Consider the following 24,222-nt stretch of genomic DNA (forward strand, 5'->3'; position numbering starts at 1 on the left):
ACTTTCTTGCTGTATTCCGGCGGGGAATGTATATTCCCCACCGGTCTACTTCCATTTTACTTCAAATCCACGTGGACTGCAGCAGATGCTTTGGGCTGCTTATTGCGTTTTTCCTGCTGCTTGAACTGGCGGAAGCTGACGAATTTCTTGCCTTCTTCATCCCACAGACGGAAACGAATCGATTTGAAGCTTGTTTTGAGCGTAATGGTGGTTGCCTTTTGCAGTGGAGGCGTAGCGTTATGGGCGTCCTCCAGATAATAGTTCGGTACACGAGGGCTTAGATGATGCACATGGTGGAAGCCGATATTACCGGTGAACCATTGCAGTACCAATGGTAGCTGGTAGTAGGAACTGCCTTCTACAGCAGCCTGTACATAAGACCACTCGTCTTCTTTTTCAAAATAGGAATCCTCAAAAGTATGCTGTACATAAAACAACCAGATGCCGAGCATGGTGGCGATGTAGAAGATAGGCAATTGAATCATGACAAATGCTTTCCAGCCGATCAGCAGACACAATCCGGTGTACAGGGCAACGATCAGGATATTGGTAAGGTACGTGTTGAGACGTTCCGGACGTTTCGCTCCGCGGCGGTTAAAGCGCTGTTGGATCAGGAATACAGCGATCGGACCAACACCGAACAGTACGATTGGGTTACGATAAAGTCGGTAGCCAAGACGGGTATACCATGGTGCTTCCGCATATTCCTTGACAGTCAGTGTCCAAATATCGCCGGTTCCACGCTTATCCAGGTTACTGCTTGTAGCGTGGTGAATCGAATGACTCTGTTTCCACTGCATGTACGGAGTCAATGTAATGACGCCTGTAATTGTACCAATAATATTATTCAGCTGACGATTTTTGAAGAATGAACCGTGACAGCAATCATGGAAAATAATGAACGTACGAATAACGAACAATCCAGCGACAATTGTAATCGGAATCGTTAGCCAGTAGGAGACCGACAGGCTCCAATACGCTACGAACCAAAGTATAATCAAGGGAAGAATTGTTGTAAATAGTTGCATAATACTCTTGTTAGAGTCGTTTTTTTCAAAAGGAGCAACTTCTTTTTTTAATTGTTTGATGGAAGACATAAACATTTCTCCTTTGTGGGTTAGATAACCCTAAGATAAGTACAGTGTGTGCAACAACTTTCTTCGTATCTCCATTGTATCGTCAGCAGGTGTTGGGATGAAGTCATAAGTGTCAGTAGTATACCATGACATTTGTCATGTATTTGGCAAATCAATATGTAAAAAATATAATATAGTCGTATGAGACCATATGGTCTCTTTATATAAGATTGTATATATGTCATCATTTCTGCGGAACAAATGTATATCAGACCAGAGCTACCCGTACCTTCTCCCCTGTTCCTGATTGCTCCATGACAGATTTATCAGATTTGTTCCATTGTTCCTTGTCCGGAAAATTCCTATGCTGGTTAACGGACAATGTCCCGATAACCATACCTGAAAAGGAGTGTTTTCCTTGAAAAAAGTACATCTGCACAAATACTCTTCCAGAGCGGCGTTGGCAATGGCAGCTCTCACTTTGTTAACTCTGACAAGTTCGACTCTTCCCACCGTTAGCCAAGCGGAGGCTGTCGCTGTGCCTCCTGCAGGTCATATGGCGATGACAGCTGCCAGCAGTATCAAGCATACTGCTGCGCCTGCCAAGCATTCTAATGCCTCTGTCGTCACTTCCTTGAAGCATCTGGAACAACAGCGCCAAGGTCGGGTCGGTGTATATGCGGTAGATACGGGCACAGGTCAGGTCGTCGCTTACCGTCACAATGAACGATTCGCTTTTGCCTCTACATACAAGGCACTTGCTGCAGCTGCCGTCCTGCAGCAGAGATCCATCTCCGATCTGGACAGGATCATCACCTATTCCGCCGATGATCTGGTCGAGTATTCTCCAATTACCGAGAAGCATGTGGAGACCGGTATGACACTCCGGGAAATCTGCCTGGCAGCGATCCAGTACAGTGATAATACCGCCGGCAATATTCTGTTCCAGGAATTGAATGGCCCATCCGGCTTCCAGCAGGCACTGCGGCAAATCGGTGATACAGTCACCCGGTCCGAGCGAATAGAACCGGAATTGAACGAAATCGTGCTCGGCGATTCGAGAGATACGAGTACACCACGGGCACTGGCACAGGATCTGCGTCTGTTTGCAACTACCGGCAAAGTACTGACTCAAGATAAGCGGCAGCTGCTGGCCGAGTGGATGAAAGGCAACACTACCGGCGATCAGCTCATTCGGGCTGCAGTACCGAAAGGCTGGGTCGTCGGTGACAAAACAGGCAGTGCAGCGTATGGTACACGTAATGATATCGCTATCATCTGGCCGCCTGATCGTGCACCGATTATCATGGCTATCCTGACCGACCATGACAACAAGGATGCCAAAACAGACAATGAACTGGTTGCAAAAGCTGCCCGGATCACACTGGATGCGTTGAAGTGAATCTGAATTGTTCCATATAACAGCCCAAAGAGCCGACAGATAAATGTATCCCGGCTTTTTGGGCTGTTAGTCCAATACACTCAAAATAGTATCCAGTGACTGTTCGATCCAGGATGATTCCGGTCGGCTCTTCAACATTACCGTCAGTCCGATCATATGCAGCATTAGCGCTCTTGCCGCCGCTTCTACATTCAGATCGGCACGCAGTTCACCTGACTGAACTCCACGATTCATATGCTCCTGAAATACAGCTGTCAAATACATCTGATGCTCCCGGGTCAATATTTCAAATCGTGGATCATGCGGAGCCAGCTCCACCAGCGTATTAATGCAAAAACATCCCCGGCTGCTCTCACCGACTACTGCGTCCTGAACCATCTGCTCAAATACATGACGGAAAGACTCCCGTACACTCTCCACATACTGCAGCCGGCCGCGAATCAGTGAGGCATGCTGATGGTTGTACCGCCGTAGTGCAGCCTCGAACAATTCCTTTTTATCTCCAAATGCCGCATACATACTGGGCTTCTGAATCCCGATCGCCGCTGCGAGTTCATTCATGGAAGTCGCTTCATACCCCTGTCTCCAGAACAGCTGCATCGCCGTATCCAGCGCAGCCTCCTTATCAAACTCCCGTGGTCTTGCCACTTATCCCGCCTACTTTCTATACCATTTGTTATTTAATAAAAGCATAGTGTAGTTGTGCATCGATGTCAATTTATAGTACTTGTAAAGAGGAATAACCTGATAAAGAGAACTGAAAGGTTGACATTTATTCTATGTCCTACTATCATTCATGTTATATTAATTACCGAATGGTACATAATCAAAAGGAGGGTATCTATGAAATCCGATCAGCCCACTATCTGTACACTGTCTGAGTCGCTGCCTGCTTCTCCATCATCCACCGACCCACATCAGATGCCACTGCGATCCAGCGAGAACAGCGTGAGCTTGCCTCATCCTGCAGCCATCCTGCCACGGCAAACCGTATTGTTGTTCGCCATTGCCTGCGGGATATCGGTAGCCAATATCTATTATGCACATCCACTGCTGGATGAGCTTGCCCTGCAGTTTGCCCTGAGTGCTTCCATCCTCGGCATGGTGATCACGGTTACCCAGGCCTGCTATGCACTAGGCCTCTTTTTCCTCGTACCGCTCGGGGACCGGATTAATCGTCGCCGTCTCGTGATGGTACAGATGTGCCTGTCTGTGCTCAGTCTGCTCGCGGTCGGCCTATCCGGCAGCCATCTTATGCTGTTCGCCGGGCTGGGAGCAGTCGGGCTGCTCGCTGTCGTCGCCCAGACGCTGGTCGCTGCGACCGCCAGATGGTCAGATCCCGCCGAGCGTGGGCGCAATGTGGGGCTGGTGACCAGCGGTATCGTGATCGGTATTTTGCTGGCTCGTACATTTGCGGGGATTATGACGGATATTGCAGGTTGGCGCTCGGTCTATCTGGTCTCTGCACTGCTGCTCGCTGTGATTACCGGGATGCTGTATCGCGCTTTTCCCGTGATTCATGAAAAGGAGTCTTCCACCTCCTATGCTCGTCTTCTCCTCTCCACACTGCAGCTGTATGCGACGATGCCGTTGCTGCGGATACGCGGAATGCTCGCTCTGCTCATCTTCGGTGCCTTCAGTACATTATGGACCGCTCTTGTGCTGCCGCTCAGTAGTCCGCCCCATGATCTGAATCATACCCAGATCGGAGCGTTTGGCATTGCTGGAATTGCCGGCGCAATCGCTGCTGCCCGCGCAGGCAAATTGGCCGACAGAGGATATGGACAACGCACGACCGGTATCGCTTTGCTGCTGCTCATTCTCTCCTGGGTAATGATGCTCTGGCTGGATGTTACCCTGTTCGCTCTGCTCGCAGGCATTATTCTGCTGGATCTGGCTGTACAGGCCGTACATGTCACCAACCAGACGATGATTCTCACCGCCCGTCCGGAGGCAGGCAGCCGGTTGACCGGTGCATATATGATCTTCTATTCGATTGGCAGTGCGACCGGATCATTTGCTTCCACGCAGGTCTATGCTGTGTATGGATGGACAGGCGTATGTATGCTGGGGACGGCTTTCAGTATCGCTGCATTTGTGTTCTGGTTAGTAACAAGGAAATACAGTGAGTAAATTTCATAAGTCATTAGCAAAAAGACTGCCAGATAAGCGCTGGCAGTCCATTTTCATGTTATTCGATTTACACTTCGGTTTAGTGATGCTTTGAAGCCTCATGCTGTGGTGCTGGCTGTCCTGTTCAGCTCATCGCCTGATCTTGCAGACGAATCAGTACTTTGCCAAAACGACCGCTCTGCTGAATCTCTACCATGGGATCTGTGTATGTCTTTCTCAAGTAGTGTTCCGCTTCCCGAAGAGAGTCACTGTCTGCAGGAATACCGTCAAACAGGAACCAGCCGTGTAGGTTGCGGATCACTTGATCAAGCGACATTCGTATCACTTCACTCTCCCGTGTAATCAGTGACTGAAAGGAATATCCGTACAAATTCAGCAGCTGCATGATATAGGCCATATCCGAACTGTACGCAGGCTTGTCCTGCATCCCCAGTACCGGACGAAGCTCTTCAATGATGCTCAGTTCTCTCGGGCTGGCGATTGTGCTGATATAACAGAAGCGGCTGGCACACTGGATCGCTTTCTCCACCATCTCCCAGCCGAAGATCGCCGGGCACATCGAGGCGAATACCAGATCATATTTCCCTGTCCATCCTTTCTCTTCCAGCACAATATCCTCGAAAGGTTCCTGAACGATCTCGATACGGTCCGTCAGGTCAGCAGGAGTGCTTTCTCTCATTAATCCCGTCAGATGGACAGATGGTTCAACAGCTGTAACCATAGCCCCCTGCTCTGCAAAAGGAAGAGTGAATCCACCGGAAGCCGCGCCAATATCCAGCACGGATGTATTCGCAAAAGCTACCCCCTGGGTACGCATCCATTCCATAATCCGTATTGCCCGGCTGCGACCTTTTGCACTAAATGCTTTCTCGTGAAAACTTCTGGCTCTCGCCGCCTCATTAAAAGCGTTAATCGGTTCTATACCGGATCGAAGCATACGATTAACTCCTGCCTCGGGGTCATTTACCCATGCGGTCTTCCATTGTTCCGGATCAAATAGGGATTGATTCATTGGATTCTCCTTTGCTGAATGTGTCTTCGCTTAATTCATGATTGATATGGACTGCGATCAGACTGCCCGCCGCTGCGGAGAGAATGAGCTGTGAGGAACTACCGCTCGCCGCTTCTCCTGCTGCGAACAGTCCGGGAATGCTGCTTCTGCCCGTCTCATCGGTCTTGATCCCGCCCAGTTCGTTCTTCTCGTAATGCAGTTCCTCGCCAAATGACGCCTGCGGCAGCTGTGCGGGGGTCAGGAATCCGCCGGTTCGCTCAATCCGGGAACCGTCTGTGAACTCTACCTGCTGCAGCTTGCCACCCTCTCCATGAAAAGCGGCTACCTGCTGATCCGTAACGATAATTCCTCGTGCAGTCAGCTGCTGCTTCTGTTCATCGGTCAGTATATGACTGCCATTGGTGCATACGACCAGATCACGGCTCCATCCGTACAGCAGTTTTGCCAGATGATGCAGCCGTTCATGTTCCGATACGACAATCAGCGGCTGATCGCGCAGTTCCCAGCCATCGCAGTATGGACAGTTGAACAGGCTCTGGCCATACATTTCCTGGGCACCCGGAATATCGGGCAGAATCTCCTTCAGTCCGGTGGTGATCAGTACTTTGCGGGCATGGAGAGACTCTCCTGTACCGGTAATGATCTCAAATCCAGCCGGGACAGTACGTACTGATATGACCTCCTGCGGACAATATGTGACCGATGGATACCCTAGTACTTCCTCATAAGCGATACGCCGGAACTCGGATGGTGTCACTCCATCCCGGGTCAGAAAGCCGTGCGAAGCATGAGTGACTGCATTGCGCGGCCGGTTATTATCGATCAGAGCTACACTTCTCCTCGCTCTTCCCAGTACAAGTGCAGCATTGAGTCCTGCCGGACCGCCGCCTATAATGACACAATCATATATCATAGTTATTCCTCCTTTTTATCGAGGATATAATAGACTATTAATATCCGTAATTCCTGTGTAAAAAATGCTGCGGTTCAATGAACCGACGGCATTTTGGCAGCAAGCGCTGACAGTTTCTGATTTTGCAAATACGTCTCCATCTCATTCTCGGCGTTCAGCATCACCTGCTGCACCAGACATTCCGGTCCATGATCCAGCCCGCATTCGAACAGTGAAGATGTACCTTCAATCGCATGGATCACATCGAGAAAAGAGAACTCTTCCCAATTCCGCTTGAGCCGATAGCCTCCATTCGCTCCGGATGAGGATTCAATCATATTGGCTTTGACCAGCTTGGTCAGGATTTTGGATAAATAGGTAGGGGATACATGCAGTTTATCAGCCAGCGTCTGTACGCCGACCAGCCGCGCAGGTGTCACAGCAGCCAGATACAGCATGGCATGCAGCGCATAATCGGTTGCTTTGGAAAATTTCATAGAGATTCGTCCACCTTTATTACAGACTTTATTCATCTATGATAGCTCTTAATTTGTCCAAGCGTCAACCACATCCACCCGAGTGATTAAAGACTTTATGGGTCTATAATAGACTCAATCATTCTGCCTGTCAACTGTATTTATGCAAAAGAAAAGGGATATTCCCGATCATATTGGTTAAAAATCTATCATTAACCGGTATGGAGAAGAGAATGGCTGATGCTATTTGAAGGGTTTCAACAGACCACGATTCACACCAGTAAGATCAGTACCGAGGGGACGGTCCGCCGCTGCTCCTGCTGCACGGACATCCGCAGACCTATATGATGTGCAAACATGGGATTAACAACGGCACTATTGGCCTGAAGAAGGTCCCAAAGAGACGTATCCGGCACTGGCGCTGAATGGTACACTTGCGTACTCTGAGGATTTATCACTGTCTGATTTCGGGAATGATTGCTCTACTTATTCGGATCTGTTACTACAGCAGGCCGCGCTGATGCATCTCTTCCATGATCAACCGGGTAGCTGCCGAAGTACGCTCGATATCTCTGTAGCCCAGCCAGGCAATTTCTTCGATCTCGCTCTCCGGCTGCAGCTCTCCGTCGTATTCGCCTGTATAACAGGTCATGCGTACAATCGTTTCTTCGCTTTTGCCGTCTGCTGCCGCTTCGAATACGCCAAATGAAGATACCGATTCAGGGCGAATCCGTACAGATAGTTCCTCTTCGATTTCACGAATCAATGTCTGTTCGTCGTTCTCGCCGGTCTCCCGCTTTCCTCCGGGAACATAGTACAGTGATTTGCCTCTGGAACGGGCGCATAGTATACGCTGAGCGTTAGTATGTATCCAGGCTACTTTATCGATGATTTTGGTCATTTTGTTCTCTCCTTTGATTCAAATCATAGTCTAAAATCGCATATGACATTTTACGAATTGCGAATTGAGAATTACGAAAATGGTTCAAAATACGGCTGCCCCTGCGAGCTGGTACAGCGCCGGTCGATTGAGAACGGCAATACTGCCTCTTTTGCGTACGATCCAGCCCTGCTTTACAAACTGTCCAATGACCCGGTTAAGGTGCCGGTAGCTGGTTCCGATCAGATTGGCGATATCCGTAAGATTGTAATCGGCCGGATGACCGGTGATCAGCACGGGATTCTGGTCTGTCGTCACCGACAACAGGTAGCTGGCCAGCCTCGTCTCGACCGGATGCATCAGGTTGAAGCTCATCGAATCGGACTTGATCCGGAACTTGGAAGTAATGATCCGCAGCAGAAATTGCAGCAGCGGCGGATGATCCTGTCCGTACTTGTACAACCAGCGGTACGGGATGCCAAGTGCTTCTACCGGTGTTACCGCTTCGACCGTATTCATATTGTCGACTTTCTCAATATATTCGATATCGCCAATCATCTCCGGCGGGGTCTTGAACGAGAGCACCAGTGTCCGTCCTTCCGGCGAATTGTTTGAGGTCTTGGTCATGCCTTTTACGAGTACATAGAGAATGTCCGGCTGTTCGCCCTGCAGGCACAGCTTCTCCCCAGGCTCAAAGAGATACAGTGACACATGCGGAAGCAGCGGTTCGTGGAATACATCCTGAATGCCAAACTGCTGGAGATAGTCCATCAGCTGCTGTCGATCCTGATTCTCCTGCATATTGCGTCCCCTTTCTATACGCCAATTGATAACGAACATACTGTCTGGATCATTATACCGAATAGCATCAGTAATAGGATTAGGACATATGTCCTTCACTATACCAGCACATGCGTTAGATTTGTAGACTGCTGTGGTATGGAATAGAATAAGGACCCAATAGGCAGCCTATCTGTACAGGGATTATAATAAATATGATATGGCATGACCGATTCGATAGAAGACTACTGGAGGACAATTCAATGACATTAACAATGACTACTTACAGCGAATGGGATCAGCAGCTGTGGGAGCAGATACGTCCCATTTATACAGAGGCTTTTGTGCATGGAGCCAAGCCGGAGAAGATTCTCAAAGCGATGCTGGATCGGAAAATCGCCTTCATGCATGCCGGCTGGGATGAAGGCGAACTCGTTGCCATGGCATTTACCGGTCTGAGCGGTCCGGAAGATGAACAGAATCTGATTATAGATTATATGGCAATTCGCCACGACCGGCGCGGCCAGGGTGAAGGGCGGCAACTTTTTGGTTTGCTGCGTGACTGGGCGGTAGAGCAGTATCATATACAGGCTGTCATTATTGAGGCCGAAGCCGAAGACACACCCGAGAACCGGGAACGGATTATGTTCTGGGAGAAATGCGGATTTATCGCAACCGATTATGTCCATCATTATATCTGGATTCCGGAGACGTATCGGGCGCTTGTGCTGCCACTTGTGCCGGGTCTGGAGATCAAGGATGACGGACGCTCCCTGTTCCAGCAGATTACTTCTTTCCACGAGAAATCTTTTCGTAAAAGCAAATCCTGATTCTGGCCGTAGTTATAATTATAGTTATAGTATAAATTATAAAAAAGCAGAGCCCTATGTAGGCCCTGCTTTTTGGATTGTTACTCAGCTGATGCGCAGAATAATCACACCGGCGATCATGATGCCGATCCCCACAAACTGGGGCAGGTGCATCGACTTTTTGACCGTATCAAACCAGCCTCTCGAATCAATCAGAAACGTCAGGCACAGCTGCGAGATCAGCACTGCTGATACTGTAAGCGTCGCACCGACCAGATGCATCGCGCTGATATTGCTGAATACGATAATCGCTGCAAAAGCTCCACCTATCAGATACAGCGGCTTCACTTCACGGAACCCGCGCCAGTTGCCTCCTCGCATGCATACCAGAATCAGCGCAGCGAGAATAACCCCTCCCAGCTGATTGATCATAACGGCCTTCCATGTGCCGATATCCTGTCCTACGCGGGAGTTGACCACACCCTGCAGAGCAAGAAACGCACCGGCCAGAATTGAAAATAATACACCTTTCATCTTCTGTTCCTCCTTGTTTCATTCCTTGCTCATTATACCGATAATGGTGCGTCACGTCGTTAGGACATATGTCTTGATCTATAGGAAAAGGACCGATTACCGAGCCATTCGTCAGGAACGCACCGCTGCCGCCAGATGTCTCGCTCTGTATCTGCGATAGATCTGGTAGCCTTTGCGTACCCCTTCCAGCACAAAGGAAGGCACCGGGAATACAAACCTCGAAGCGATCGGCCAATAGAATCGAGTATAGGCTTTTTTAAAATCCATCCACATCCGGCAGTCCTCCTGCTTGGAGAAATCGGATACATCGACGATCAATCCACGCCCGTCGGCGATCATCACGTTTTTGGCATGTACATCATGAGGACGCAGATTACGGGAAGTCGCGTACTCCAGCGCTTCATCGATATCGCGAATCGCCTGCCGGGAGATCAGGATTCCCTTTTTCATGCAATCATACAGCGTTGTACCATGCAGTCTTTGCAGGATCAGAAAGTTCTCGCCTGCATAATAGCAGCGGGAATAGGCGGGATGCGAGCCCAGCAATCGGTACACTTCGGCTTCTTCTTTCAGTCCGGTTTTGCCATGGGCATAGACTTTGACTGCATAGTCCGTATAGTCCGGATGGTAAAAGACGGCTGCATAATTGCCAGCGCCGAGCAATACCCATGGTTTTGGATAGCGACGTACCTTGATCGGTTCCATCGGATGAATACTCTCGATAACCAGCTGCTTCAGAAACTGTTCGGTTACTTGCTTCAACAACTTCTCCATAAATGACACTCCCCGTATTGGAAATTAAATGGTCTGCATGGTAGCAGCTATGTATAAGTCGACCTGTTCCAAAAAGTTGCTTCTGCTTTCTGATCTCCCTATTCCGTTTCGATATCAAACGATGCAGAGTAAGACGGGTTGCCGGATATCCATGTCTATGTATATGTACTTCTATTTTGGCATAAGGTTGCAGAAGAAGTCTTTTTATTTATCGGCAGCAGGTGTAAATATATTTTGTTCCGGAATGATAAAATTGGTTCACTATTATCGAATCCTTCCATGCAGATAAACCGTTCTTTTCAGCAGTATGTATAACTGATCAGAATGTTCATATTCATCGTTCGCACACCGTATAATCACAACGTACCGTTTCCCGGCCGCATAAGAGATCCAATGATACATTTCCTGAGTATAAACATAAAGAAGAAAAAACTTCCCGGATTATCAAAATCCATCTGGGCCAGGCGGGACGATTAATCGTAGTTGAATAAGTGCCAAAGCTTGATCTGGAAAGCTTTTAGCTATTTATTTTACCATAACAAGTTGAGAATCATCTGGAGAATTACAGACTAAAAAAGTTCCCTGTGACTGCCGGGCATATAATATTAAAAACCTGCCGACTTGTTAAAATGTAAATTAATGGTTGTTAAAAATAAAAATTTGTAATATATTCTTCCAGAAATTAAAACTATTCCCAAAGGAGATCGAATTTATGAAAAGCATGACGTCAAAGCTTGTTTTAATTCTGCTCGCGGTATTTATGCTTCAGTTCAACCACGTTTCCGCTGCTTCTGCCAAAAGTACCCTGGCCCAAGGTGAGACGCTGGCCAAAGGCCAGATGTTGTCCTCACCAAGCGGAAGATTTAATCTGGTTATGCAGAACGATGGCAATCTGGTTCTGTACAGAGATGCCGGTATTCCAATGTGGGACTCCAATACGGATGATGATGTATATAAATATTATGATCCGTTTTTAGGTCGTGAATTCCAGCGGTATCCCGAAGCTCTGACACTGATGGGCGGAACGCTGCGTGTTACTGACCCTTCCAAAAATATTGTATTCTGGACTGCAGATACAAAAGGCTGGAGCAATGCACACTATCAGGGCAATGTGCCGGCAGGATTGTTCGGCGATAGCCTGGTCGTTCAGGATGACGGAAATGTCGTTCTCTATGCGACTGGCAAAGGTCCGGTCTGGGCTTCCAATACCGGCGGACATTAATACATACAGGGGAGTCGCTTTGAGCGGCTCTTTTGTTCTGCTCAAAATCCCGGAGAAATGCACAAAAAAGAACAGCTGCCGGTATGCGCAGCTGTTCTTTTTGTGTAAATTAACGGTCTGATGCCAACCTGCTGTGTACTGGACTATTCTATCGACACAGCAATAACAGCTTTTCGGTGTATCCACATCTGTCTGTTAGCGCAGCTTGATACCGCTCAGACTGCCGCCGCTGGCAAACAGGCGCTCAATCTTCTGCTCCACCGCCGGATCGGGAATAAGCGGCGGCGCCTGATGAGGCTTGATCCGTGCATCGATAATCATATTATCGCAGCCCCAGTGCTTATTCTCGTAGAAGCTATTCGTTCCATAGATATCATGGGACGGATTACTGCGGGTAAAAGTCACCCATAGGAAATTGCTCAGCGTCTCGCTCACCATCGTACTGTCATCGCACAGAATAATCATCGGTACTGATGTCAGCGGTCCTCTCGCTTCCAGACTTGCGCAGATATCAGCCAGCTCCTGGCGTGCCGAAGCATAATCGGTAAATGGCGTACTCTGGACAGCGATCACACCCGGCATAACAAGCCGCGGATTGAACAGGGTACGCAGATGGTTCATTTCTTCCGGTACCTCGCGGCAGAGATCACGTCTCTTGTCGCCATAGGCGGCGAAGATGACTTTGCTGCCGGTATTCAGTCCGGTACCCGAGTAGTCCAGCGTATCGATCGTCGTATTGGTCTGGAAATGAATATCCCGGTGCAGGTCCATCCGCTCCAGAATATAGCCGATAAAATCGACTTCCCGGTGCGTATCCAGCGGAATCTGGTCTTCGGCTGTAATGAACAGATACTTCGCCAGACTGACCTGACCGGTGCCCAGAATCCGGTTAGCAATCGTCAGAATCTCGGCGGGCTGCTTGACCTGCTGGTACGGCGTATACCGTTCACTGCCGATGGCGAACAACAGCGGATGCACGCCTGCCGCATCGACCGCATGCACTTCCTTGACGCCCGGAATCTCCTGTTTGACCGCATCGCCGGTCAATTCATGGATCAGCTCACCGAACACCGTATCTTCCTGCGGCGGACGACCGACCACGGTAAACGGCCAGATCGCATCATGACGGGCAAACACCTTGTGCACTTTCATCAGCGGGAAAGGATGAGTCAGGCTGTAGTAGCCCAGATGATCTCCAAACGGGCCTTCGGGCTTGGTCTCGCCCGGATAAATCTCTCCGGTAATGACAAAGTCGGCATCATTACTGACACAATAGCCGTCAATATAGCTGTAATTAAATCGTCTCCCGGCGAGCAGACCGGCGAAAGTCATCTCGCTCAGTCCCTCCGGCAGCGGCATGACCGCAGACAGCGTATGCGCCGGTGGACCACCGATAAAAATACTGACTTTGAGCGGCTGTCCCAGCTTGTTGGCTTTGGCCTGATGCACACCAATACCGCGGTGAATCTGGTAATGCAGACCGATCTCGCGATTCAACTCATACTCATTGCCGCTCAGCTGGATACGGTACATTCCCAGATTGGAATTCATAATTCCCGGCTTATCAGGGTCTTCACTGTACACCTGCGGAAGCGTGACAAATGCCCCGCCATCCATCGGCCAGTGCTGGATCAGCGGCAGATCGCTGATCTGAATCTCCTGTGCTGTGACAGGCAGGCCGTTTGCTTTTTTGGAAGGCAGTGCTTTGAAGGCAGCCAGTCCATTTTTCATATTGCCAAAAGGATTTTTCAATGCTTTCATCGGATCACTGCGCAGAGCGATAATGTTTTCCGTGGATGCCCATGTGCTGCGGAAAATAAACCGGCTGCGGTCCATCGTACCGAAGATGTTGGAAGCTGCACGGAAACGGGTTCCTTTGACATTCTCGAACAACAGCGCTGGACCGCCGGCTTCATATACTTTCAGATGAATAGCAGCCATCTCCAGATAAGGGTCCACTTCTTCCTTGATGCGGATCAGATGACCATTTCGTTCCAGATCCATCAGGCATTCTTGCAGATTGCTGTACATAGATTTATATCTCCATTCATGATTTGACTGGTATTTGGACAATGCACATATGATACCATTATAGTCGCATTTCTGCATGGAGACAAAAGGCGGTTTGGTTACGGATAGGAGCGACTTCTGCACGCAGAGTGCCGGTTATGTCGCCATATCCATACGATGTTGAGCACGCCGAGGCTGATCCACAGGACCAAGCCGGCGAACAGCGCATGACCCGTTCCCGGCAGGAATATCCAGATGACCGGCCATGGAGCCAGCAGAACAGTAGCATACCAGATCAGAGCGGCAGGCAGCAGAAGCTGCAAGATGACAATCAGGATAAGCTGATAGTGACTTATTCATTCCTCTATGTAGAATTTGGTGTAACGCTATATCTTGTTCTCTAACGCTCACTTCTACTTGCCCTATTGTATTCGCTATTTATAATCCTGCGATATCTTGGTATCCATTCTTCTACCAAGCACAAGTAAAAAGGCGGACAGCCTCGCTGTCCTGCCTTTTCGTTGTACCTGCTATATTCGTGGTATTGCTGCTGTCCGTACGGTCTGCCAAGTCCCTGTGAATCTATTTCACCAGACGGGACATCGCATTGATCATACCGGAATGGGCGCTCTCGTGGGACAGATTCAGTTCCATCAGATCATTCAGCACTTTTGCACCGGCAAAGTTCTCCGGTACGGCTACTGGAGCTTCCAGCTGGCCTTCCAGTGCTTCGCGGAACTGGTCAGGCTGCTCGTTCAGTACACGCAGTATTTCTTCCCAGGCCGGCGGCTCTCCCTGCCATTCGGCAGGCTTGGTGCCTGGCGCGAAGAATGTATCGTATACAGCCGGAAGCTTGCGCTCTCTGCCCGCCAGACGATAGACAATGCTGTCAGCTACCGTTACGATATGTCCTACCTGCCAGTAGATGTTGTTATTAAAACCTTCCGGAACGATCGTTCTCTGTTCTGCCGTCAGATTGTCCAGATACTTCTGGATATTCTGGCGGTTTCTTGCTGTCCATGTAAAAATAAATGAGTTTGACATAATTCCCTCCTCCTACTGGAAATAAGTATGAATCCTCTCTTATCTTACTCCTTGGCCCGGAACATTGTCCAACGTACCACTTGTTCACGTTAACAGCAGCGGATTATACTCCGTCATGATCGAACTAAACTTTTCGGAAATAGACCCTGTGATTATGAACAAAGGACTCGGCAAATCCTTCATGCCGCAAATACATCAGCCGGGACAGCGCCGTATAGAATTCGAGCAGCTCCTGTGTGCCGGTATGCCGGTGTCCATACAATTCCCGGCACAGCTGACCCGCTGTCTTGCCTTCCTTGTCCATCATGCCGAGCAGCTGCTGCATCCGGAAATGATGGGCATTGCGCAGATCGCGAATACGCTGGCCGAGATCATGGATAATATGCTCATGACCCGGCAGCACCAGCTCTGCGGGATAGTCTCCAATCTGCTCCAGCGAACGGAAATAATCTTCTAACGGACTTCGATCTTCCTCGGTCCAGCACGGAACCATCGGAGCCGTATCCGCAAACACCATATCCCCGGAAAGCAGGATGCGCAGCTCCGCGTTCCAGAAACAGAAATGATCTGCCGCATGTCCCGGCGTCCATATCGCTTCATATTCTGTATCTCCAAGCATCAGTCTGTCCCGATGGCTGTACAGCTCATCCGGTTCCAGAAATCCACCGCCCATATGCCGGTAGAACAGCTTGGCTGCAATCTCGGGCCCATCATACTTAACATTAAATGCATAAGGAGTATGATCATCTTCCGATAATTCCAGCCACTCGGCATGATACTTTTTCAAATTCTCATAGCCCACTCTGGAAAAGGTCACTGGTACGCCGATCTCCTGCTGGAACCAGCGGGCCAGACCGATATGATCCGGATGTCCATGGGTAATGACTACTTTTTCGATGACCAGTCCGTTCGCGATGAGTTCTTGCCAGTTACGGCGTGTTACCTCATCATTCATTCCGGTATCCACTACTGTATAACCTTTGGCACCTTCAAACAAATAGCTGTTAACCTCGCCTTCTCCCAGAGGCAGGGAAAGGCGGAATATATGATCTGCCAGCCTGACGAGTCGCTTAACCATAAGTTCTCCTTCTTGATGAAGTAATCGAGTATATCGCCTGTACTGCAGTATTATGGAATATAATCATACGCAGTGGTTGTCTAAAAAGATAAGAATTTTCGATAACATTAATACTCTATTTACGTACAACCGTACCGCTTAATGCCAGAATATCATCTGCAAAGGCCTGTACATCCTCTTCTGCAGTCGCCCAGGAAGTGACCAGCCGGATTACGCTGTGAGTATCATCTATCTTATCCCAGTGACTGAATAAATATCGGGATCGCAGTTGCTCCAGCGCATTATCCGGTAGAATCGGAAACAGCTGGTTCGTATCCGAATCGATCATGAAGGAGTGGCCTGCTGCGGTAATGGCTTGTTTAAGCTTTGCAGCCATCACATTGGCATGAGCGGCAATCCGGAAATACAGTTCATCCCGGAACAGCTCAGCGAACTGGATACCCAGCAGCCTGCCTTTGGCGAGCATGGCTCCATTTTGCTTGATATGATAGCGAAAATCCTGCTGCAGTGCAGGATTCACCAGCACCAGAGCTTCGCCGAACAGTGCGCCATTTTTGGTACCACCGATATAAAAGGCATCGGTCAACCGGGCCAGATCCGCCAGTGTGACATCATTGCCCCGAGCGGTCAGCGCCGAACCAAGCCGCGCGCCGTCGAGGAAGAAATAGAGATCATGGCTGCGGCAGTAAGCGGATAATTCCTCCAGCTCCTGCAGCCGGTAAAACGTACCGATCTCGGTAGCGTTGGATACATATACCATTCGAGGCTTGACCATATGCTCGGAATGGTGCGCAAGACGAATCTGCTCGACCAGCTGCGGTGTCAGCTTGCCTCCCGATGCCGGAATGGTCAGTACTTTATGCCCGGAAGCTTCAATCGCGCCGGTCTCATGATCCACCACATGACCGGTCAGGGCGGTGATCACGGCTTCATGCGGACGAAGTGCCGAGGCAATGAGTACACGGTTGGTCTGCGTCCCTCCAACCAGAAAGTGAACCTGTGCCTGCTCCGACTGCACTGCTTCACGAATGCGGTCAGCTGCAAGCGTACAGTATTCATCCATTCCATACCCCACGGTGGACACCAGATTGGTATCCTGTAATGCCTGCATAATAGCGGGATGTGCACCCTCGCTGTAATCATTCAAAAAACTGATCATTAACGTCACCTCGGTAAAATATTGTCGATGCAATGGTTATGCCTTCTCCATTGTAGTATACGAACCCGCGGATAACCAGATGGAAATAAAGCGCCTACTCATAACCGAATCCGTGAGCCTATCCTAGATGGCCGAAGTGGAAAACAGCAGATAAAACCGCTGGCGACAGGGAATAGGATCTCTCCACCGTACAGCGGTCTGTTGATTGATTATGGGAAGCCGGCAATGCATCGTTATCTATTAGGAGGTGCAGCTAATCAGATCGCATCTATGAAGCCGGTGTGGTATTCGAAGCGGCTTTTTCATCCATCAGCTTCAGACTGCGAGCGAGCCACTCTGCTGCCTCGCCGCGGCTGATCGCTGCCTGAGGATGGAAGCGGCCATCCTTGTTCAATGAAGCGATTTTATAGTGCAGCATCCGCTGAACTGCTCCCTGCAGTTCGGGCTTCAACTGGGCATTATCCTTGATTGCAACCGAGGTGATCTTGATCATGGGCAGATTACCTTTAGTCTCCAGTGTCTTCATGAGCAGAGCGGCGAATTCTTCCCGGGTAATAGCATCGCCGGGATTGACGTTCTCCGGCAGCTGCACATCATTATAATAGCCGTTGACGAGCGCCTCGGCGTACCAGGCATCATCGTTTACATTTTTGTACATATCCGAAGCAGCAGGCTTTTTGATGAACCGGATTGTATCAAGGTTCAGATCGAATCCGTTGACCAGCATGGTCACTGCCTGTGCATAGCTCAGATCGGCTTCCGGTGCAAAATGGGCTTCATCCATTCCGCTCACCACCCCGCGCTGCTGCAGTTCCTGGATGGCCTGGCTCTGCGACCCTTTTACATCGTCAAAAGCCATGGCACTATTCAAACTCACACTGCAGAGCAGCAGAGCCAGTGATGTAGTGATTGCTATTTTTCTCAATATTATCTCCTCCTGTCTTCTTACCAGACGGGAATCGGCTTCCAAAAGTTGCTTACAAGCAAAGTCACATTCATCCAATAAGTGGAAATCAAAAAAGCAGCACACCGGTTCTTGCCCGGTCATGCTGCTTTTTAGGGATGATACGGTTGGAGCCAATCTGCCTGACACTCTCTGCCTGCAAAGGATGGAGAGCGGCCTGCAATTAAGCTCTTATTGCTCGTCTGCAAATTCGACGTTGTGGTATACCTGCTGTACATCTTCCAGATCTTCCAGCGCATCGATCAGCTTGTCGAACTGGGCTTCGGCTTCTGCATTCGGCAGTGTAACGAATGTCTGCGGCAGCATGGTCAATTCCGCTACCGTAAAGTCTTCGATACCTGCGCCTTTGAAAGCTTCCTGTACGGCATGGAACTGATCCGGTGCTGCATAGACGATAACCGAATCATCTTCCTGTACGATGTCACGTGCATCCACGTCCGCATCCATCAGGATCTCCAGTACTTCTTCTTCGTTCTTACCCGTTACACCGATAACGGCAGTGGCATCGAACATGTAGGCTACGGAACCGGCTACACCCATGTTTCCGCCGTTTTTGTTAAAAGCGGAACGCACTTCCGGAGCAGTACGGTTCACATTATTCGTCAGTGCATCCACGATGATCATCGAACCGTTCGGTCCGAATCCTTCGTAACGCAGTTCGGAATATTGATCTTCTCCGCTGCCTTTTGCTTTATCCAGTGCGCGATCGATGATCGCTTTTGGTACATTATATGTTTTTGCACGCTCCAGTACGACTTTCAGAGCACTGTTGGATACGGGATCAGGTTCACCCTTTTTCGCTGCTACATAGATCTCTACACCGAATTTGGCATAGATTCTACTCGTGTTGGCGTCTTTATTGGCTTTTTTTTCCTTGATATTATTCCACTTACGGCCCATATAATTCGCTCTCTTTCTAATTGTGAATTTATACGCTACTTATTATAACCTGTTTTGAAGGTTAATCAAAATTTTTTAGCGGATACTCGAATATTCCTTTTGACTGTATGAATTTACATTATCTATATCAAAAAGAAAATCCTGTTCAAGTGGACACTCAAACAGGATCGAAGCAGCAGTGTATGCATACCATAACCGGTTCCGGATCGGACCCGGCAAGGGCATATTTTGCTTTTATAGTGAAATACTTTGCCTTTTACAATGCAATTAGAATACTTTGGTCGTCCAGGATTCGCAGTTCCATGTCTCGGTCACAATGTCCTTGTAGAATTCCGGTTCGTGGGAGATCATCAGAATGCTGCCTTTGTAGGCTTGCAGCGCACGCTTCAGTTCATCCTTGGCATCGACGTCCAGGTGGTTGGTCGGCTCATCGAGTACGAGAATGTTGGTCTCGCGGTTAATCAGTTTGCACAGGCGTACTTTGGCTTTCTCGCCGCCGCTCAGGACAGCGATCTTGCTCTCGATATGCTTGGTGGTCAGGCCGCATTTGGCCAGGGCCGCACGCACTTCGAATTGGGAATAGGACGGGAACTCGTTCCAGATCTCTTCGATACAGGAATTGTAGTTATCCGACTTCATCTCCTGCTCGAAATAACCGATCAGCTGATGCTCACCGCGCTCCACTGTACCGGAGAGCGCCTGAATTTCGCCCAAGATGCTGCGCAGCAACGTCGTTTTACCGATACCGTTGGCACCGACCAGTGCAATCTTCTGTCCGCGCTCCATACGCAGATCAAGCGGACGGGACAGCGGCTCGTTGTAACCGATAACCAGATCTTTCGTTTCAAAAATCAGCTTGCCTGCCGTACGGCCGACTTTGAAGTTGAACTGCGGCTTCGGTCTTTCCTGCGCCAGCTCGATCACTTCCATCTTATCCAGCTTCTTCTGACGGGACATTGCCATGTTACGGGTCGCTACGCTTGCTTTGTTGCGGGCTACAAAGTCCTTGAGCTGGGAAATTTCCTGCTGCTGGCGCTTGAACGCCGATTCCAGCTGCTGTTTTTTCATTTCATAGACTTCGAGGAAGTAATCATAGTCACCGACATAACGGTTAAGCTCCTGGTTCTCCATATGGTAAATAATATTAATTACGCTGTTCAGGAATGGAATATCGTGAGAGATCAGGATAAAGGCATTCTCGTATTCCTGCAGATAACGGGTCAACCAGGTAATATGCACTTCGTCCAGATAGTTGGTCGGCTCATCGAGGAGCAGGATATCCGGCTTCTCCAGCAGCAGCTTGGTCAGCAGAACCTTGGTACGCTGTCCGCCGGACAGATCGTTAACGTCCTTGTCCAGACCGATATCGGTCAGACCGAGGCCACGTGCCGTCTCATCAATCTTGGCATCGATCAGGTAGAAATCCTGTGCAGTCAGTGTATCCTGAATCGTACCGACCTGCTCCAGCAGATCTTCCAATTCCTCAGGCGTTACATCACCCATACGGCCGTACATATCGTTCATTTCCTGTTCCATATCCAGCAGGTATTGGAAAGCACTTTTCAATACATCGCGGATAGTCATGCCTTTCTCCAGTACAGCATGCTGATCCAGATAGCCGACACGCATGCGCTTGGACCATTCCACTTTACCTTCGTCCGGCTGCAATTTGCCGGTAATAATGTTCATAAATGTCGACTTGCCTTCGCCGTTGGCGCCGATCAGTCCAATATGCTCGCCCTTTAATAGGCGGAAAGATACGTCTTTAAAAATAGCCCGGTCACCAAAGCCGTGGCTGAGTTTTTCTACGTTTAGTATGCTCATTCATTACACCTTTTCTGTTAGACTTTTTCCTTCACGCTTGCCTCACCCGGATAAGGCGGCAAGCTCATCCTGTCTTATTATAGAGATTATTGACGCACAACTCAACGGAATTATTCAAAAATGAAAAGCTTATTTTACAGGCATTATCGGCATTGGGGGCGCTGGATTGTAGAAAAAAAGCTCCCTGCGTACAGGGAGCGGGAATGGCTATTGTCAGCTGACCTGCAGCAAAGCCTGCAGCAGCTTGTTCATGGCAGGCTCATCGGTCGACGGCTTGCTCTCTTTCTTGAGCTGGTCTTGATCCCCGTGGATATACCATTCCAGCTTTTGCCACAGCTGCTGATCATAACTCTCCGGGTTCTGCGCCTGCTTCCGCTCGGATTGAACGTTGGCGAGCAGCTGCGTCCAGTCACGGCGGTCATTACTATCCGTATGTTCAGGATACTGACGGGCCAACTCCACACCGGCAGACAGAGAACGAGCCTTATACATGCGCAGTGCAATATAATTGCCGATAAATCGGTGATCCTGATCCTGCTTCATGGCAGCGTCGAACTGCTTTTCCGCCTCCTCCCATTTGCCTTGATACATCAGGGCTGTCGCATATGTGGAGCGAATATACGCAGAGGAGTCAACCGGAGATGTCTTCATATACAGGGCATGATACTGGTTATACAGCGGCCAGCTCTGTTTTCTGTAATAATAATCGGTCAGTCTGTCCAGATGTGCAGTGGAGAGCTTCGATGCAGGTACCTTGCGCAGCAGCGTAATCGCTTCGTCTTCATAACGATGATCATTGGTGATGGATGTTTTGGCATCTAGCAGCCGGATGATCATGAGCAGAGCGTGTTCATCTGCCGGATTGGCAGTCAGATCCTGCCGGTAAGCGGCAAGTGCCTGTTCAGGCTGATGCTGCAGCAGTATGCGGTCCGCTTCGGTCAGTGTTCGATTTTGCAAATAAAAGAAAGGCAGATTGCCCATACTCTCCGGGGTTAACCGGTAGCCGATACTCTGGGTGATCAGCTGTCCATCTTCAGTAAAAGCCTGCACGTTCCATAACAATCGGGCTTCCGGATTCATAAAATAAAGCACATATTCGGGTTTGAGTGACTGGAAATCGCCGGTTTCTCTATAAGAGATAGCACCCATCGTCCCGTAAAGTTCTTCTATCGAAATGGAGATATGATTCTCCTTGATATGACTCCGGATTGCACTGCGGCTGGATCCATCTTTCAGCTGAATACCGCCTTCCAATGCGTAATAGGCTGCACCCTTTACCGGCTGCCAGCGGAAATCGACCTGATTCCCTTTGATCATCCGGTCATTGACCGGCTCTTTCAGCTGGATCAGCGGCTGAAGCGTCAGGTCACGCTGCAGCTGATTGCCTTGATTGATTCTGATCCATTTATCCTGCTGATCCTGCAGCGTCCAGCCATCGACCTGCTCATAGGACATTCCCAGTCGGAACTGGTACGTACCCGGAGTGACATAATGAAAAGTGTAGCGCCCCTCTTGATCCGTAATCGCCCGATAAGGTGCCGAATCGCTGGCGTCACTGGAATAATGGTTCAGCTTGCTTTCTTCTCTTAAAAAGACCGCCGCTCCACTGACGGGTGTACCATCACTGTGCCGGAAGGTTCCGCTGACGGTCCCGGTACGGGCATCCCCCTGGGCGAGCAGCAGCCGAGCCTGAAGTCTGGTACGATCCGACAGCTGTTCATCACTTGTATTCCAGTTTTCCGCATCATAGACCGCCTGGGCTTGCTGCAGATGTCCTTGATTCATAAGCCGATCGAACTGCAGCACGGTCAGCTGCCGGTGCTCATCTGTTCCCTTGATAAAGCGCTGACTCGCCTGCCGGAGCAGCTGATTTGCCTTATCCTGCTCACCGAGCAGATCATACAGGAAGACCAGTTCCCGAACCGCCTCGGCCATCCGGTAATCCGGCTGTCCGCCTGTAATGTATTCCGCCAGCAGCGCTGCACGTTCCTGCGGCTCAAGCACAGGCCCGGATTCTGGGAGGCTGCTAAACTGGCTGTTGTTTGCACCAATATATACATCAAAGTAAAACGGCGTATATTCTTCGATACCTGCCACTTCATCACGAATAATGCTCAGTCTCTCTACGGTCGAAGCTTTTTGCAATTTGGCCAGCAGCTCTGTTCGCTGCTGTTCCGGCGGCAGATCTTTGTTGCCATACAGCCACCCGGATACCTGGGGCTGCATGAGGACGTAGGCTCCTGCTCCGATCAGCAGCAGAGGCAGCAGTCCGTATAATACAAGATGTTTTACTTTAATTCTGAATTTCATACTGCTTCACCGCTCTCTCATAGGCATCCTGCCAGTAGATATTGCCGCCGATATCGATCAGTTGGCGCTTTTCGGGTGTTCCATTCCCTTCCGTTCCTACCGTGGAAGGAGGATTCACCTGCTGGATCGTCAATAGAATCGCCAGTGCAGAGATGGCTGCCGCTGTGATGATTCCTGACGGCTTCCATGACCATTCCAGTTCATAATTCCAGATCATGTGCATCCTCGATCGCCATGTCAGCGGATGAGTCTGCCGGATGACCTGCTCGTGACCCTGGAAATGAATTGCTTTTAGTTCACTCTGCAGCTGCTGCTGAATATGCTGCCGCTCCTGCGGATTCACCACTTTATGCTCTGTCATGGAGTTCCTCCCTTTCCCATAGGACCCGCAGCTGCTGACGGCCGCGGGATAATCTTGATTTGATCGTGTTCTCTCTCGTCTCTATCTGCTGTGCAATCTCCTGTATACTCATTTCCTGAAAATAAAAAAGTACAATGCATTCACGATATATGTAATCAAGCTGCTGTACAGCATGGACCAGCGCATAACTGTCCAGGTCTTTCATAACCATCTCTTCTGCTCCGCTGGCTGCATATTCATCATCGGCGGTCAGATCATCTGCACGGCCACCGGGGAAAATATGGCGCCAGCTCCACGTACGCTGCTTCATCCGGCAGCGATTGGTCATAATCTGAAGGAGCCAGGATTTTAATTTGTCCGGCTGCTTCAGCTGATCAATATGCCGGTAAGTCTGGATAAAGGTATCCTGAACCACTTCCTCCGCCGCCTGACGGTCACGCACCAGCAAAAAAGCCGTTCGCAGCAGTATATCTCCGTATTCATTCATTAACAGACGAAGAGCCGATTCATCCCGGTTCTTCAGTCCAGTGACAATATCCAGCTAAAACTCCCCCTTTATAAACTAAGATGCGGGCTGGGGCT

23 protein-coding genes are annotated in these 24,222 nt (G+C 49.5%); 4 read left to right on the forward strand and 19 right to left on the reverse strand.

Annotated elements, in window-relative coordinates:
- Positions 1-56: 56 nt before the first annotated feature.
- Positions 57-1,103: a Delta(5) desaturase DesA gene (gene desA, locus M1D61_RS11225; protein WP_458118557.1), complete on the reverse strand. Its 1,047-nt coding sequence runs from the start codon at positions 1,101-1,103 to the stop codon at positions 57-59.
- Positions 1,104-1,485: 382 nt separating this feature from the next.
- Here desA and bla point away from each other — a divergent pair, with 382 nt between their 5' ends.
- Complete coding sequence (gene bla, locus M1D61_RS11230) at positions 1,486-2,478, forward strand: class A beta-lactamase (RefSeq protein ID WP_458118558.1); 993 nt, start codon at positions 1,486-1,488, stop codon at positions 2,476-2,478.
- Positions 2,479-2,544: 66 nt separating this feature from the next.
- Here the strand turns inward: bla and M1D61_RS11235 are convergent, their stop codons facing one another.
- Positions 2,545-3,126, reverse strand: a complete 582-nt coding sequence (locus tag M1D61_RS11235) for a TetR/AcrR family transcriptional regulator (RefSeq protein WP_458118559.1) — start codon at positions 3,124-3,126, stop codon at positions 2,545-2,547.
- Between the two features lie 273 nt (positions 3,127-3,399).
- Between M1D61_RS11235 and M1D61_RS11240 the strand changes: the two genes are divergently transcribed.
- Complete coding sequence (locus tag M1D61_RS11240) at positions 3,400-4,611, forward strand: MFS transporter (RefSeq protein ID WP_458122482.1); 1,212 nt, start codon at positions 3,400-3,402, stop codon at positions 4,609-4,611.
- A gap of 124 nt (positions 4,612-4,735) precedes the next feature.
- Here the strand turns inward: M1D61_RS11240 and M1D61_RS11245 are convergent, their stop codons facing one another.
- The 5 genes from M1D61_RS11245 to M1D61_RS11265 all read right to left on the reverse strand — a co-directional run bounded on the left by M1D61_RS11245 (position 4,736) and on the right by M1D61_RS11265 (position 8,672).
- Positions 4,736-5,623, reverse strand: a complete 888-nt coding sequence (locus M1D61_RS11245; RefSeq protein WP_458118560.1) for a class I SAM-dependent methyltransferase — start codon at positions 5,621-5,623, stop codon at positions 4,736-4,738.
- Entirely contained in the window at positions 5,604-6,536 is a 933-nt protein-coding gene (locus tag M1D61_RS11250; protein ID WP_458118561.1) for an NAD(P)/FAD-dependent oxidoreductase, read from the reverse strand. Before M1D61_RS11250 ends, M1D61_RS11245 begins: the two co-directional genes overlap by 20 nt.
- 74 nt (positions 6,537-6,610) lie before the next feature.
- Positions 6,611-7,012 carry an Rrf2 family transcriptional regulator gene (locus M1D61_RS11255; RefSeq protein WP_046214207.1) on the reverse strand — a complete coding sequence of 134 codons (402 nt, stop codon included), beginning with the start codon at positions 7,010-7,012 and terminating at the stop codon, positions 6,611-6,613.
- Positions 7,013-7,493: 481 nt separating this feature from the next.
- Positions 7,494-7,892, reverse strand: a complete 399-nt coding sequence (locus tag M1D61_RS11260) for an NUDIX hydrolase (protein WP_458118563.1) — start codon at positions 7,890-7,892, stop codon at positions 7,494-7,496.
- Positions 7,893-7,976: 84 nt separating this feature from the next.
- On the reverse strand, positions 7,977-8,672 hold the full coding sequence (locus tag M1D61_RS11265; RefSeq protein WP_458118564.1) for a Crp/Fnr family transcriptional regulator: 696 nt from the start codon (positions 8,670-8,672) through the stop codon (positions 7,977-7,979).
- Positions 8,673-8,914: 242 nt separating this feature from the next.
- On the opposite strand from M1D61_RS11265, the gene M1D61_RS11270 reads away from it, so the two are divergent.
- On the forward strand, positions 8,915-9,481 hold the full coding sequence (locus M1D61_RS11270; RefSeq protein WP_458118565.1) for a GNAT family N-acetyltransferase: 567 nt from the start codon (positions 8,915-8,917) through the stop codon (positions 9,479-9,481).
- An 84-nt stretch (positions 9,482-9,565) separates the two neighbouring features.
- Here the strand turns inward: M1D61_RS11270 and M1D61_RS11275 are convergent, their stop codons facing one another.
- Together M1D61_RS11275 and M1D61_RS11280 are read right to left on the reverse strand one after the other, a co-directional pair.
- Entirely contained in the window at positions 9,566-9,994 is a 429-nt protein-coding gene (locus M1D61_RS11275) for a DMT family transporter (RefSeq protein WP_458118566.1), read from the reverse strand.
- A gap of 111 nt (positions 9,995-10,105) precedes the next feature.
- A complete protein-coding gene (locus M1D61_RS11280; RefSeq protein ID WP_458118567.1) occupies positions 10,106-10,768 on the reverse strand; it encodes a serine/threonine protein kinase in 663 nt (220 codons plus the stop codon).
- A 712-nt stretch (positions 10,769-11,480) separates the two neighbouring features.
- Between M1D61_RS11280 and M1D61_RS11285 the strand changes: the two genes are divergently transcribed.
- Positions 11,481-11,990 (forward strand): hypothetical protein, encoded by a 510-nt coding sequence (locus M1D61_RS11285; protein WP_458118569.1) that lies wholly within the window; start codon positions 11,481-11,483, stop codon positions 11,988-11,990.
- Positions 11,991-12,185: 195 nt separating this feature from the next.
- Here the strand turns inward: M1D61_RS11285 and M1D61_RS11290 are convergent, their stop codons facing one another.
- The 10 genes from M1D61_RS11290 to M1D61_RS11335 form a co-directional block, all read right to left on the reverse strand.
- Complete coding sequence (locus tag M1D61_RS11290; protein ID WP_458118571.1) at positions 12,186-14,021, reverse strand: UbiD family decarboxylase; 1,836 nt, start codon at positions 14,019-14,021, stop codon at positions 12,186-12,188.
- Between the two features lie 561 nt (positions 14,022-14,582).
- Positions 14,583-15,044 carry a DinB family protein gene (locus M1D61_RS11295; RefSeq protein ID WP_458118573.1) on the reverse strand — a complete coding sequence of 154 codons (462 nt, stop codon included), beginning with the start codon at positions 15,042-15,044 and terminating at the stop codon, positions 14,583-14,585.
- Between the two features lie 124 nt (positions 15,045-15,168).
- Positions 15,169-16,122, reverse strand: a complete 954-nt coding sequence (locus tag M1D61_RS11300; RefSeq protein ID WP_458118574.1) for an MBL fold metallo-hydrolase — start codon at positions 16,120-16,122, stop codon at positions 15,169-15,171.
- 115 nt (positions 16,123-16,237) lie between these two features.
- Positions 16,238-17,281, reverse strand: coding sequence for a threonine aldolase family protein (locus tag M1D61_RS11305; protein WP_458118576.1), 1,044 nt, complete (start codon positions 17,279-17,281; stop codon positions 16,238-16,240).
- 268 nt (positions 17,282-17,549) lie between these two features.
- Entirely contained in the window at positions 17,550-18,206 is a 657-nt protein-coding gene (locus tag M1D61_RS11310; protein WP_458118578.1) for an S-layer homology domain-containing protein, read from the reverse strand.
- Positions 18,207-18,416: 210 nt separating this feature from the next.
- A complete protein-coding gene (locus M1D61_RS11315; RefSeq protein ID WP_458118579.1) occupies positions 18,417-19,145 on the reverse strand; it encodes a YebC/PmpR family DNA-binding transcriptional regulator in 729 nt (242 codons plus the stop codon).
- 267 nt (positions 19,146-19,412) lie between these two features.
- Positions 19,413-20,969, reverse strand: coding sequence for an ABC-F family ATP-binding cassette domain-containing protein (locus M1D61_RS11320; protein ID WP_046214219.1), 1,557 nt, complete (start codon positions 20,967-20,969; stop codon positions 19,413-19,415).
- A gap of 213 nt (positions 20,970-21,182) precedes the next feature.
- Positions 21,183-23,279, reverse strand: a complete 2,097-nt coding sequence (locus tag M1D61_RS11325; RefSeq protein WP_458118580.1) for a hypothetical protein — start codon at positions 23,277-23,279, stop codon at positions 21,183-21,185.
- The gene (locus tag M1D61_RS11330) at positions 23,263-23,640 is read right to left on the reverse strand and encodes a hypothetical protein (RefSeq protein ID WP_458118581.1); all 378 of its coding nucleotides are present in this window, start codon (positions 23,638-23,640) and stop codon (positions 23,263-23,265) included. The genes M1D61_RS11325 and M1D61_RS11330 overlap by 17 nt, the downstream gene beginning before the upstream one ends.
- Complete coding sequence (locus M1D61_RS11335) at positions 23,627-24,127, reverse strand: sigma-70 family RNA polymerase sigma factor (RefSeq protein ID WP_458118583.1); 501 nt, start codon at positions 24,125-24,127, stop codon at positions 23,627-23,629. The genes M1D61_RS11330 and M1D61_RS11335 overlap by 14 nt, the downstream gene beginning before the upstream one ends.
- Between the last annotated feature and the right edge of the window lie 95 nt (positions 24,128-24,222).

The sequence above is a fragment of the Paenibacillus sp. Z6-24 genome, from assembly GCF_054161335.1.